We start from the raw sequence: 13,195 nt of genomic DNA on the forward strand, positions 1-13,195 counted from the left end.
GAGAGAGAACATGAAAAAAGTCGGCATAGGCATCATCGGATGCGGCAATATTTCCGGTGCTTATCTGAAAGCGATGACATCCTTTCCCATTCTGGACATTCTCGGCGTGGCCGACATGAATGCGGATATGGCAAAGGCCAAGGCCGAGGAATTCAACCTGACGTCCCGGACGGTGGATGAGCTGTTTGTCGACCCGGACATCGAGATCATCGTCAATCTGACGATCCCCAAGGCGCATGTCGAGGTGGCGTTGCGGGCGCTGGAGGCGGGCAAGCACACCTATTCCGAAAAGCCGCTCGGCATCAATTTCGCGGAAGGCAAGAAGCTGGCCGAAGCCGCGAAGGCCAAAAACTTGCGCATCGGCGCTGCCCCCGACACATTCCTTGGCGGAGGTCATCAAACGGCACGTACGCTGATCGACCAAGGCGTTCTTGGCATGCCCGTTGGCGGCACGGCCACCTTCATGTGCCCCGGCCACGAGCGCTGGCACCCCAACCCCGCCTTCTATTACGAAGTTGGCGGCGGGCCGATGCTGGATATGGGACCGTATTACATCACCGATCTCGTCAACCTGTTCGGCCCCGTTGCCAAGGTCGCGGGCTTTGCCTTCTCGCCACGCACGGAGCGGGTGATTACCAGCGAACCGCGCAATGGCGAAAAGATACCGGTGCAGATTGCCACCCATGTGGCCGGTGCTTTGGCGTTTCAGAACGGCGCTGTCGTACAGGTCGGCATGAGCTTCGATGTGGCCGGACACAAGCATGTGCCGCTGGAACTCTACGGCACCGAAGGCACGCTTATTGTGCCTGACCCCAACTATTTCGGTGGCGAGGTGCAATTGCTGAAAAAAGGTGGCCAGTTTGAAAATCAGGAGCTGTCATCGCCCTATGCGGATGGCAATTACCGCTCCATCGGCGTGGCGGATATGGCCCATGCCATCCGCTCCAACCGGCAGCATCGCGCCAATGGCGATCTCGCCTTGCATGTGCTGGAGGTGATGGAAGCGTTCCAGACCGCATCCGACACCGGCACGACCATCACCATCACCACTGCCGTCGACCGTCCGGCACCGCTGGCGGAATCGCTGGTTGACGGCCAGATCGGCAAATAATTTCAAGGAGGAATGAAATGCGTGAAGCACTGATAGTCTGGGGCGGATGGAGCGGTCACGAACCGCAGGAATGCTCTGTCATCATCAAGGATCTTCTGGAGGAGGAAGGTTTCAAGGTCTATGTCGAGCACAGCACCGAGGCTTTTGCGGACCCATCCGTGCATGATCTGAGCCTCGTGGTGCCGATTGTCACCATGTCCAAGATCGAGAAAGAAGAGATCAAGAACCTTGCCGCTGCCGTCGAAAACGGTGTGGGCATTGCAGGTTACCACGGTGGCGCGGGTGACAGTTTCCGCGAATGCGTGGAATACCAGTTCATGATCGGCGGCCAATGGGTCGCCCACCCCGGCAACATCATCGATTACAAGGTCAATATCACCAAGCCGGATGATCCGATCATGGAAGGGATCACCGACTTTCCCTACACGTCGGAACAGTATTATATGCATGTCGATCCATCCAACGAGGTGCTGGCAACGACCACCTTTACCGGTGATCATGCGTGGTGGATCAACGGTGTGGTGATGCCAGTGGCGTGGAAGCGGAACTACGGCAAAGGCCGCGTGTTCTATTCGGCGCTCGGCCATGTCGCGAAAGAGTTCGAGGTCCCGCAGATGCGGGAAATCTTCCGTCGCGGCGCAAACTGGGCCGCGCGGTAACGAAATCGGGACGGAATGATGCCGTCCCATACGGGGAGGTATCATGACAGGTCGCAACATCGTGCTGGTCGATCCGCTGCCGCGGACCCTTGAACTGATCATGGAGCCCGATGTTCGCGCCCGGCTGGAAAAGCTGGGTGAACTTGTCATTTCGGAAGATCGGCAGATGCCTGCGGAACAGGTGGATGCCCTTCTTCCCGATACCGTCCTGATCTTCGGCCAGACCGATATGCCGAAAGAGAGGCTGGATCGCGCGCCGAAACTCAAGGCGATCATCAATGTCGAATCCAACTTCCTGCCGAATATCGATTATCAGGCCTGCGTCGAGCGCGGCATCTGGGTCATTACACCCGCCTCGGCCTTTTCATCGCCCGTTGCGGAAGCTTCGCTCGGCATGGCGCTCGATCTGGCACGCGGCATAACAATGGCCGACCGCCAGTTTCGCGATGGTACCGAGGAATACGGCCTTGCCGGAAACGTCGATACGTTCCGCTATGCCGGTGTGCCCATCGGCATCATCGGCTTCGGGGACCTGGGGCGCGAATTGCGCGAGCTGACCCGCCCTTTCAAAAACACGGTTCATGTCTACGATCCATGGCTACCGCCGGAAATCATCGAACGTTTGGACTGTATTCCGAGCACGCTGGACGAGGTCTTTTCTAAATCCCGCGTCGTTTATGTCTTTGCCAGCGTAACCAGCGAAAACCAGGGCTTTATTGGAAAACGCCAGTTCGATGCCATGCAGCCGGGCTCTGCCTTCCTGCTGATGAGCCGTGCTGCGGTGGTGGATTTCCCTGCGATGCTAGAGGCCGTCAAATCCGGCCACATTCGCGCTGCGACCGATGTCTTTCCTGATGAGCCCGTCGCGGCGGATGATCCTGTCCGCTCGATCCCCGGCCTGCTGCTTTCCGCACACCGCACTGGCGGCACGCTCGATGCGTTCTACAGACTGGGCTCCATGGCAGTCGCTGATGCCGAACTGATCATGAAGGGCCTGCCACCGCAGCTTTGCCGACGCGCAGATCCTGCCACGGCCAGCAGACTTCGCTCGAAACCCGTCAGCATTTCCTGATGCCTGAGACTCAAATTCCTGCCCGATCCTCCGGGAACTCTACCCATCTTGTCCGGTTAGGGTGATCTCAAGACCAGAAAAGTGGAGGAAATATCGTGAAAAAATATCTCATTGGAACAGTGTTTGCACTGAGCTTCGCATCTCTTGCCGTTGCACAGGGCACAGGCGGTAGCGGTGGTGGCGCAGCAGGTGGTGCCGGTGGAGCTGCGGGTGGTGCAGGCGCCGCTGATGGCACGAACACCGGCAGTGGCGCCGGGGCTAGTGGCTCAGGTACAAGCGGAACCACGGGCAACACCGGCACGACGAGCGGTGCTGGCGCAGGCCAGACCAATGGTAATACAAATAACAACAACTGCGCCCCGGGCCAGACAGCCCAGGGTACGACGAACAACGGAGCGATGGGCACACCCTGCCCTGCGAATTGAGTGAGCCTTCTGCGATAACTTGTCTTTTCGCCTAAGAGCACGACCGAATGACTGAGATGATGCCGGGGATCCACCCGGCATCGTCTTTTCGTATTGCCGGGTTCACCATGCAGGCTTTGGTACCTACGATAAAAGCGTCGTGGTGCGCTGTCTTAAAAAGATGGTTAATTGCTCATTAACCATGATCGGCTAGGAGTTTATTTTGCCCGGCGATGCAGGCTGGCACTCTCAGCATTGGTCAGCGTATGACACACCGACTGCTTTCGGCCTTGTCCCGCCGCCTAGGCATTTTCACTGCCCTGGCTTCGCTTGCCCTGAACTCTCCGTCTGTCGCCCAGTCCGTCTGGACTGGCAATGCCGACAATGAATTCGGCAACGGCGCAAATTGGACTCCTGACCAGCCGGGTGCAGCCGATAGCGCAGAGGTTACCATCGGCTCACCTCAGGTCACGGACACGCAGGCGATTGATCGCCTGACCATCGACGGCGGAAATCTTACTGTTACCAATATGGGTGTCCTGAACGTAACGAACGGCAGCACGATCACATCGGGCAGTCTCGGCATCAATGCTGATGGCGTTCTCAATTCCAATGTGGAGTTGAACGGTGGCAGTCTCTTTGTTGACGGAACGCTGAATGGCAGGCTTCGGCTTAACAACGGAAACGTATCGGTCAATGGCGCAGCTTCGGGCGCCGAGGTTTCGGCTGGGACAGCGCTGTCCAACAATGGCTCGATCAACGACGTATCCGTGTCCACTGGCGGGACCTTCACGAACAATGGTGGAGGCACGACAGCCACCCTGACCAATGCAGGAACCGCGTCCAACGCGGGGACTATCGGATCTGTTGACAATGCATCCGGCAGTTTCACCAACAATGTGGGCGGAACAGTTACCGGCAAGATCAACGCAACCGGCGGCACGGTAACCAATAATTTTATCGTCACCGATGCCGATGTCGCAGCGGCAGCTTCGTTTTATAACAATAGCGGCGCGACGGCAGGAAATATCCGCAACGGCGGAACCGTGGAAAACGCGGGTACAGTTGCCTCACTCCAAAACGATGCAGGCAACTTCACGAACAATGTGGGGGGCAGAATCACCGGTACGACCACGGTGTCGGGTGGGACCGTAACGAACAATTTCGTGGTTACCGACGCCGATGTCGCCGCGGCGGCCGCTTTAGTCAACAACAGCGGTGCATCGGCAGGCAGTCTGAAAAATTCAGGTACGGTCACCAATGCAGGGACCATCGCCTTACTTCAAAACAACGCCGGAACCTTCACCAACAATGTCGGCGGCAGGATAACCGGCAATACGACGATTGCGGGTGGGACCGTGACGAACAACTTCGTCGTCACCGACGTGGATGTTGCAGCCGCTGCAGCTTTCGTCAACAACAGTGGCGCTGAGGCACGGACGGTCAAGAATTCCGGCACCGCCACCAATTCGGGAAGAGTGGCTTCCCTGGAAAACAGAGGCGGCCTTTTCACGAACAACACGGGTGGTACCGTCGCAGGCACAACGCGGATCACCGGCGGGCAGGTGGTCAACAACGCCTCACTCTCCGATATAGAGATCGAAACAGGCGGCACATTCACCAATAATCGAGGTGCGACTGCCGCGGCTGTCTTGAATTCCGGCACAGCATCGAACGATGGAACCATCGCATCACTGGTCAACGAGAGCGGAACATTCGTCAACACCGGCACGATCAGCGGCACCGCTTCGGTTTCAGGGGGAGAGTTGCAAAACCAGGGTGCCATCAACGGCGCGGTATCCGTCTTTGGTGGTGGACTGCTGAGCGGTAGCGGCGTCGTCCAGGGACTGGCTGTGAACAACGGCGGCGTGCTGGCACCCGGACCGGGTCTCCAGACCCTGACCGTCAACGGAGGCGTGGCGTTCTACGCCGGATCGATCTACCGGGTGGACATTGATGAAGCAGGCGTTTCCGACCGGGTCAACGCATCCGGGGCGATAACCATCAACGGCGGGATCGTCGATATCCGGCGCGCCAGCGACAGCTACGGCCTGTCCACCACATATACCATCCTTACCGGCAGCAACATCTCAGGCGGCTTTGACGAAGTCGTCAGCGATTTCGCCTTTCTGTCGCCTACGCTTGCCTACAACCCCACCACCGTCGACCTTCACCTCGACCGCAACAATGTGCGGTTTCAGGACGTAGCCTTGACGGGAAATGACCGGCGAACTGCCGCGGCTGTGGAAAACCTCGGGACGGCTAGCACCCTTTATCGCGCCATTCTGCCCCTTGATGTCGGCACGGCTGAAAGCGCCTTTGCCCAACTGAATGGAGAGGTGCACGCATCGCTGAAAAGCAGCCTCCTATCGGATAGTAGTCTGGTGCGGGAGGCCATCCTGGACCAAGGCAACGGGCCGATGAGAAAGCAGCCGGAATCTTCGGGCGATGCATCATTCTGGACGACAGGCATGGTGGCGCAAAGTCATTTCAACGGCGACACCAATGCCCGGGGAACCGATGCCACGACAGCGGGAACGCTGGTGGGCGTCGATGTCGCCCTCGGCGACAATTGGCGTGTGGGTGGTGTTGCCGGTTACAGTCACCTTTCGACGCAGCCCGACGCGAGCGTAGATTCCTACCATGCCGGGGTCTATACGGCGGGTGACATTGGGCCGCTCAGCATCCTCGGCGGCGCGGTGCTGACGCGAAACGACGTTTCTACGCACCGCAAGATCGCCTTTGGCACCTTTACCGACGACTTATCCGCCGATTACGCCAGCACGACCACTCAGATTTTCGGTGACCTCGCATTGCGGATGAAAATAGACGATCTCGCCATCCAGCCGTTCGTCAATCTGGCCTATATCAGCCTCGACACAGATGGCTTCACGGAAGATGGAGGAGCGGCAGCTCTATCGATAGCACCGGGCACAAGCGACATGTCGCTTTCAACGGTGGGCATTCGCTGGTCGGCCAATCTGCGGGGTGGCGATATGCCCGTGGTCGCGTCAGGTATGCTGGGCTGGCGTCATGCGGCTGGAGACCTCTCGCCAACCTCTGTCTCGACCTTCGGCGGCGGCTCCCCCTTCGTTCTGGAAGGCGTCACGATGCCGCGCGATGCGATGCTGGTCAAAGCGGGAATAACAGCCGAAATCTCGACATCCGCGCGCCTGAGCCTGACCTACACAGGCGAGTTTGCAAGTGGCTTTCAGTCCAGCGCTGCCTTCGCAAATCTCTCCGTAAATTTCTGACCGAACGTCTCGCTGCGTTGATTGCAGAAAGGTGCTAAGCACTCCTGCGAGTTGACACCGCCCTTTGCCGCGTATCTACACGTGACTGACATGTTTTCCTCATTTGAGGGCAAGGACGACAGACGAGGGCAGCGAGGTGCGAGTTTCCATGAGTTCTGATGACGGCATTCGACTGTTCTCATACGCTGCATTTCATCAGCGACCATCTGCATCGTCGACATGATGTTTTCCTCCAGCATCATTGTCGAACCGCTCGCACACCACCCGCAACATGTCGATGGCTTGGTCAACTTGCTGCATATGGAATGGGGTCATCTCGACAATTGGACGAACCCCTTAAAGCTGCGCCAAACCATCGAGACACGGTTGCAGATCGATGCAGCACCGCTGGCACTTGTCGCGCTTGAAGGAGATCGACTGGCCGGAAGCATAAGCATCAAACGGCACGAACTGCTGCATCATCAGGACAAGGAGTTCTGGATCGGGGATGTGATCGTTGCAGCGGACCAGCGCGGCCGCGGGATCGGTACGCTGATGATACACGCAATGACCTCCAGGGCGGCAGCGCTTTCAATCGCCGATCTTTACCTCTACACGCCCGATCAGGAGGCCTATTACCGGAAGCTTGGCTGGCGCACCATTGGCCAGGATCCCGCAAATGGTGAAGACAATGTCATCATGCACTACGCTGTCTGATTTCGATTACGACGCCACCACGACAATCGTCTTGCTTCCCGGACTTGATGGGACGGGACGCCTTCTGGCGGAATTTTCAAATCTGCTGGCGCGACACGCTCCGGTGTTGACCTTGTCTTACCCAACACAGAACATTTTGGATTATGATGGCCTGCTCGATTTCATTCGCCCCCAGCTTCCACAGGGCGATTATATCGTCGTCGGCGAATCCTTTTCCGGCCCACTCGCGCTGAGACTTGCACAGGAAAATCCTGAAGGCTTGAAGGGCGTGGTTCTGGGAGCGTCTTTCGCTAGGCTGGATATTCCTGCAAAATCTGTTCTAGGCGCTTTTGCGCGCCGCATTTCCCCGCGTCTGCTACCCACGAGCCTGCTCGTACCGTTTTTGATGGGCCGCCACGCCACTGAGGAATGGCGTGACAGGCTCAAGCAGGTTCTCGCTACAGTCTCCGCCGATGTGTTGGGCGCAAGAGCAAAGACTGCACTTGATGTTGATCTTGCAGGACAAGGCACCATAGCCATCGGGCTTCCCGTCCTCTATCTACAAGCGACGGAGGATCGTTTGATACCGAAATCTGCAGCGCAAAGCGTTGCGAAGATTGCGCCTCGCCTCGTCGCGAAAAAAATCGCAGCGCCGCATTTCCTCTTTCAGTTTGCAGCCAGTGACTGTGCAGCCGCCATCCTGAATTTCAAGAAAGCCCTTAGCTCAAGGCAATAGGCAGTGTGTGTTACTGACACGCATCTGCTGCCATAGCCGGTCTCGTGTTTGTCGGGAGAAGGTACAGGGCCGCATATTGCAGCAGCATGATGGTCTTTCCGTCGCGGATGTCACCCGACGTGATCATGGCCAGTGCGTCATCGATAGGTAGTTCCAGCACGGCAATATCTTCGCCTTCGTCCTCGTTACCCCCTCCATTCGATGCGCGGTCACCCGGTTCATATTCTCCGACAAAGAAATGCAACCGCTCGGTCACAGAGCCGGGGCTCATGAACGCATCGAAGATTTGCCTGACATCACGGACACGAAATCCCGTTTCTTCTTCCGTTTCCGCCCGGATGCGCGTCTCCGGGTCGGCATTATCGAGCAGGCCAGCCGGTGCTTCGATCAGCAGATCGTCGTGACCGTTGACGAAAGCCGGGTATCGAAACTGACGCGTCAGAATGACGGTGCGCCTTTTTCGATCATAAAGCAGAATGGTCGCCCCATTTCCGCGATCGTAGGTCTCCCGCGATTGCTGCTGCCAGGTGCCATCGGCACGCTGGAACGAAAAGGCCGTTTTCTTCAGCACATACCAGTCGTTGGAAAGAATTGTGACGTTTTCGACGCGCACCCGCTCGGCAATACTCATGATGAATCCCTGCAAACAACGAGCGCCGCAAAATGACGACGCTCTGGATTTTCGTAAACATTCGTGCAATATCGTGCAGAGTCAAGAATTTTCTTACAAGGGATCAATCCATGCTGACGACAGAACGGAAAGCGCTTATCCAGCAGGTTCTGCGGCGGGACGGTCGCCTGATTGCAAAGACGTTCAGCCATGAACTCGGCGTATCGGAAGACACCATCCGTCGCGATTTGCGAGAGCTTGCAAGCGAAGGCTTGTTACAGCGGGTGCATGGCGGCGCTTTGCCTGCATCACCCGCGACCGCAGATTTCGCGGCACGACAGGTCTCCGGCGTCTCTGCCAAAGCGCGTCTCGGTCGTGTGGCCGCCCGCCTTATCCAGCCGGGCCAGATTGTCTTCATCGATGGCGGAACAACAAATGTCCAGGTTGCGCGTCATCTTCCTCTCGATCTGGAGGCGACTATCGTCACCCATAGTCCCAGCATCGCAGTCGAACTGGCAAATCACCCACTTGTCGATGTTGAACTGATTGGAGGACGTATCCTCAAACATTCGGTTGTGGCAGTTGGAGCTGCAAGTGCCGAAGCGATATCACGCATTCGCGTGGATATGTTCTTCATTGGTGTCACGGGTTTACACCCGGATACGGGGGCAACCACAGGCGACAGCGAGGAGGCTGCAATCAAGCGGCTTGTGGCTGCCCAGTCTGCGGAAACAATCGTGTTGGCAACGGCTGACAAGCTGGGAGCAGCATCGCCTTACAAGATCGTTCCTTTGACGGACATCTCGACACTTGTCACTGAGAACGAAATTTCAGACGACATTCTCAAGCCCTTCACTAGCAACTCGATAACAATCGTCAAAAGCTGAAAGCGCAGCTTCGTACGGCATTCGACGCTCAAAATATTCGACTTCGCTCAGGAACCAACCGAAGATTTTGGCGTTAAAGCGCGGATGAAATAGCCGATAGGGTTTGGCCAGCATTCCATGACAGCACCAAACCTCGCTCTTCATGCCCCTCAAATTCGTTATCGCAGGCTTTATGTGCCGCACGCGCCCTGACTGAAGTCTGGATTGGCTGCGGCTGAACCGCCGAGCCCCACGCAAAAAGGTCAAACGCCACCTTACGGCGAACAGAAAACCCTCCATGGGAATTGCAATGGCTTCAGAAAATACCCCGGTGCCAAATTCAACCGCTCCAGACTCTTCGCTAACCGAAAAAGAAATGGAGGAAGCACGCCGTGCTTATCTCCTGAAACGCTTCTGGCACAGCGCAAGAGGGTATTGGGGCAAAGACGGTGACCGGTTTGCCTGGTTTGTGTCGATCGGACTGCTCGTTCTCATCGGCATCAATGTCTGCTTCCAATATGGGATCAATGTCTGGAATCGTGGTCTTTTCGATGCGATAGAACAGCGACATGCCTCAGATGTCTATTATCTGGCATCCCTGTTTCCGCCTCTGGTTCTGGGCAGCGTCGGGCTCGTTACGGTTCAGGTCTTTGTGCGCATGCTGATCCAGCGGCGCTGGCGCTCCTGGCTGACGAAAGCGTTGATCGGGCGCTGGCTGGCGAACGGTCGCTATTATCAGTTGAACCTCATCGACGGTGACCACAAGAACCCTGAAGCCCGTATTTCCGAAGACATGCGCATCGCGACGGAATCACCAGTCGATTTCACCGCTGGCGTCATATCCGCCTTTGTATCGGCCTCCACTTTCATCGTCGTTCTCTGGACGATTGGTGGCGCTCTGACGTTGCCGATCGCAGGGACTGTCATCACGATCCCGGGCTTCCTTGTCATCGCTGCGGTCATCTACGCTGCGATCACCTCGACTTCGATCGCCGTTATCGGGCGTAACTTCGTGCGGGTATCGGAAGATAAGAACCAAGTTGAAGCGGAGTTCCGCTACACACTGACCCGTGTACGTGAAAATGGTGAAAGTATCGCTCTTTTGGGCGGCGAGGAGGAGGAACGCAGCGACCTCGACAAAACCTTTGCCAATGTCCGGCAACAATGGCGTCTCCTCGCCAATCAGCACATGCGAACCACCCTCGTCTCGCATAGTTCGATGTTGATCGCACCGGTCGTACCGGTTCTGCTCTGTGCTCCGAAATTTCTCGAGGGAAGCATGTCGCTTGGCGAGGTGATGCAGGCAGCGTCGGCCTTCACCATCGTCCAGGGTGCCTTCGGCTGGCTGGTCGACAACTACCCCCGGCTTGCGGACTGGAATGCATGCGCACGCCGCGTCGCGTCCTTGATGACGTCACTTGATGATCTCGAACGCGCCGAGCAAAGCGACGATATCGGGCGGATCAAACGCGGAGACACGCAGGGCTCGACCATGCTCAGCCTCAGCGAACTCTCCGTCTCGCTGGGCGACGGAACAGCGGTGGTGAAAGAGACGCAGGTGGAAATCGAGCCGGGCGAACGGGTTCTCGTCGCCGGCGAATCCGGCTCGGGCAAAAGCACGCTCGTTCGCGCAATCGCAGGACTTTGGCCATGGGGCGAAGGCAGCGTGAATTTTCACCCTGATCACAGGCTGTTCATGTTACCCCAACGACCCTACATTCCGTCGGGCACATTGCGGCGCGCCGTGGCTTACCCCCGCCCCGCCGATAGCTGGTCCGTCGACGATATTAAGATCGCGCTTGAAAAAGTAGGCCTTGGTCAATTGCACGAAAAGATCGAGGACGATGCACCCTGGGACCACACGCTTTCGGGTGGAGAAAAGCAGCGCTTAGCATTTGCGAGACTTCTGCTGCACGATCCGAACATTATCGTACTCGATGAAGCGACGTCGGCGCTGGACGAGAAGACGCAGGATCAGATCATGGAAATGCTGATCGATGAACTTCCCGACGCCACCATCGTCAGCGTGGCGCACCGCGTGGAGCTCGAGGTCTTTCATACACGAAAGATAACACTGGAAAGACGCGACGGCGGCGCGAAACTCGTGAGCGACGTTGGCCTCATTCAGCGCACGCCGAGACGCAAGAAGCTTCTTCGGTTGATCAAAAAATCGCGTTTGCCGCGATAGTCAACGCCCGGCGTCCGCATACGAGGCGTCAAAATGCTCCGAAACGAAAAAGAGGCCCGTTTTACGACGGGCCTCTTTTCAGTTTTAGGATAATCCAGAATTAGAACTGACGGCGGAAACCGGCTGTGATCGCGTGGCTGCTGAAATCAGTGCTCGAGGTCGTGCCATCCGTTGCAGTGAAGTTGAAGTTATCAGCTGCAGTGTAACGATAACCGATATCGAACGTGGTGTTGCTGAACAGGGTGCTGTCACGGAAGAAGGAGATGGTGTCCAGCTTGATACCAACGCCTGCATCGAGGTGGTAGGCGAACTTGGTGTCGTCGTCATCCATGGCGATACCGGACACGCCCTGACGGTGCAGTTCCAGGTTCATCGCGCCAACGCCACCGCCCAAATAAGGCGTAAAGGCAGTGGAGGTGTTGATGTCGAGATAGCCGTTGACGTAGCCCTGGATCGTGCGGGCTTCGCCGAAAGACGACCCGCCGAAACCGAAGCCATTAACAGTATGTTCATCGACGTCTGCGGTACCATAGCCCACTTCCAGTTCCAGACGCGGCGAAACGATGCCGTAGGAGCCGAAGCTGTAACCTGCCCGCAGAGCGCTGTAGAAACCGAGGTCATAGTCGGTGCTGACGCCGTCCGCGCCGGACGCAAAACCTGTGTCGTCAAGAAACGTCAGGCTGCTCAAAGAGCCGAGGTAGAAACCACCTGGATTGGACGCAACGACGGGCTCGCTTGGAGCAACCATGTCGGCAGCCTGTGCAGTGGAGGCCAGTAGCCCTAGCAGGCCAGCAAGCTTGATAACGCGCTTCATCAGAAAACCTTTCAATATCAGCCCCCGCCGATGATTCTGATCTGGCAACATCTTGATGAAACTGTCGAGAGATTTGATCTGGTCACGCCGCTCTGGGCGGAGCGATATGTTTCAGCCGTTGCTAACGCGCAACGTATGACCGCAGTCAGGAGCAATCAAATATTACTTTATAAGATTTTTCTTATTTTCATCCCGGAACACAATCCCCACCCTGCCGTTGACGATGGAGCTTCAACGCATGGAGGAGACATGACATGAGCGTATTCACCAAAATCAAGAATGCGATATTCGGCGGTCCTGCGACGGCGGCACCCGCTTCACCCAGCGCAGCGGAACCGACCCCGGCGCCGGATGATGTGCCCGGGCCTGCGGCAACGACAGCGCCACCGGTTGGCGGCACCGGTCAGGCCGTGCCCAAAACATCAGGTGCTTCGTCTCAGTCGCCGTCCGCACCGTCATCCAGCAACGCGACGCAGCAGGTCGATGTCGCGGCGCAATTGGATGCTGCAGTGAAACGCAGCGGCCAGAAGCTGGACTGGAAGCATTCCATCGTTGACTTGATGAAAGCACTCGGAATGGACGCCAGCCTTGCCGAACGAAAAGAACTCGCACAAGAGCTGGGCTACACAAAAGATCTCAATGGTTCCGCAGAAATGAACACCTGGCTGCACAAGGCCTTGTTGAAAAAGCTGTCCGAGAACGGCGGCAAGGTTCCTACAGAACTTCTGGACTGATTTCTCCAATAGGAAAGGCGGCACTGAGGCCGCCTTTTCAAAGTCTGACTGGTACCTAAAATGAACTGGCGA

General features: G+C 57.0%; 11 protein-coding genes and 1 pseudogene. 10 read left to right on the forward strand and 2 right to left on the reverse strand.

Annotated elements, in window-relative coordinates:
* Window positions 1-10 precede the first annotated feature (10 nt).
* From ASF29_RS13180 to ASF29_RS13210, 7 genes are all read left to right on the forward strand, one after another.
* Window positions 11-1,111 carry a Gfo/Idh/MocA family oxidoreductase gene (locus tag ASF29_RS13180; protein WP_062451132.1) on the forward strand — a complete coding sequence of 367 codons (1,101 nt, stop codon included), beginning with the start codon at window positions 11-13 and terminating at the stop codon, window positions 1,109-1,111.
* A gap of 17 nt (window positions 1,112-1,128) precedes the next feature.
* Window positions 1,129-1,770 (forward strand): ThuA domain-containing protein, encoded by a 642-nt coding sequence (locus ASF29_RS13185; protein ID WP_062451133.1) that lies wholly within the window; start codon window positions 1,129-1,131, stop codon window positions 1,768-1,770.
* 43 nt (window positions 1,771-1,813) lie between these two features.
* Window positions 1,814-2,842 (forward strand): hydroxyacid dehydrogenase, encoded by a 1,029-nt coding sequence (locus ASF29_RS13190; protein WP_062451134.1) that lies wholly within the window; start codon window positions 1,814-1,816, stop codon window positions 2,840-2,842.
* Between the two features lie 95 nt (window positions 2,843-2,937).
* Window positions 2,938-3,267 carry a hypothetical protein gene (locus ASF29_RS13195; protein ID WP_062451135.1) on the forward strand — a complete coding sequence of 110 codons (330 nt, stop codon included), beginning with the start codon at window positions 2,938-2,940 and terminating at the stop codon, window positions 3,265-3,267.
* Window positions 3,268-3,512: 245 nt separating this feature from the next.
* On the forward strand, window positions 3,513-6,500 hold the full coding sequence (locus ASF29_RS13200; RefSeq protein ID WP_062451294.1) for an autotransporter domain-containing protein: 2,988 nt from the start codon (window positions 3,513-3,515) through the stop codon (window positions 6,498-6,500).
* Window positions 6,501-6,719: 219 nt separating this feature from the next.
* Complete coding sequence (locus ASF29_RS13205; protein ID WP_062451136.1) at window positions 6,720-7,196, forward strand: GNAT family N-acetyltransferase; 477 nt, start codon at window positions 6,720-6,722, stop codon at window positions 7,194-7,196.
* Window positions 7,171-7,911 (forward strand): alpha/beta fold hydrolase, encoded by a 741-nt coding sequence (locus ASF29_RS13210; RefSeq protein WP_062451137.1) that lies wholly within the window; start codon window positions 7,171-7,173, stop codon window positions 7,909-7,911. The genes ASF29_RS13205 and ASF29_RS13210 overlap by 26 nt, the downstream gene beginning before the upstream one ends.
* 10 nt (window positions 7,912-7,921) lie before the next feature.
* On the opposite strand, the gene ASF29_RS13215 is transcribed toward ASF29_RS13210, so the two are convergent.
* Window positions 7,922-8,542 (reverse strand): NUDIX domain-containing protein, encoded by a 621-nt coding sequence (locus ASF29_RS13215; protein WP_062451295.1) that lies wholly within the window; start codon window positions 8,540-8,542, stop codon window positions 7,922-7,924.
* Window positions 8,543-8,652: 110 nt separating this feature from the next.
* Between ASF29_RS13215 and ASF29_RS13220 the strand changes: the two genes are divergently transcribed.
* Both ASF29_RS13220 and ASF29_RS13225 read left to right on the forward strand, forming a co-directional pair.
* Window positions 8,653-9,408 carry a DeoR/GlpR family DNA-binding transcription regulator gene (locus ASF29_RS13220; protein WP_062451138.1) on the forward strand — a complete coding sequence of 252 codons (756 nt, stop codon included), beginning with the start codon at window positions 8,653-8,655 and terminating at the stop codon, window positions 9,406-9,408.
* A 328-nt stretch (window positions 9,409-9,736) separates the two neighbouring features.
* A pseudogene (locus tag ASF29_RS13225) lies at window positions 9,737-11,575 on the forward strand (ABC transporter ATP-binding protein/permease); the annotation flags it as partial.
* A gap of 100 nt (window positions 11,576-11,675) precedes the next feature.
* Here ASF29_RS13225 and ASF29_RS13230 read toward each other — a convergent pair.
* Window positions 11,676-12,389: an outer membrane beta-barrel protein gene (locus tag ASF29_RS13230; protein ID WP_156462665.1), complete on the reverse strand. Its 714-nt coding sequence runs from the start codon at window positions 12,387-12,389 to the stop codon at window positions 11,676-11,678.
* 254 nt (window positions 12,390-12,643) lie between these two features.
* Here ASF29_RS13230 and ASF29_RS13235 point away from each other — a divergent pair, with 254 nt between their 5' ends.
* The gene (locus ASF29_RS13235) at window positions 12,644-13,123 is read left to right on the forward strand and encodes a DUF3597 domain-containing protein (protein ID WP_062451141.1); all 480 of its coding nucleotides are present in this window, start codon (window positions 12,644-12,646) and stop codon (window positions 13,121-13,123) included.
* The last annotated feature ends 72 nt before the right edge of the window (window positions 13,124-13,195 follow it).

The sequence above is a fragment of the Rhizobium sp. Leaf262 genome (assembly GCF_001422245.1).
In the GTDB taxonomy this organism is placed as follows: Bacteria; Pseudomonadota; Alphaproteobacteria; order Rhizobiales; family Rhizobiaceae; genus Agrobacterium.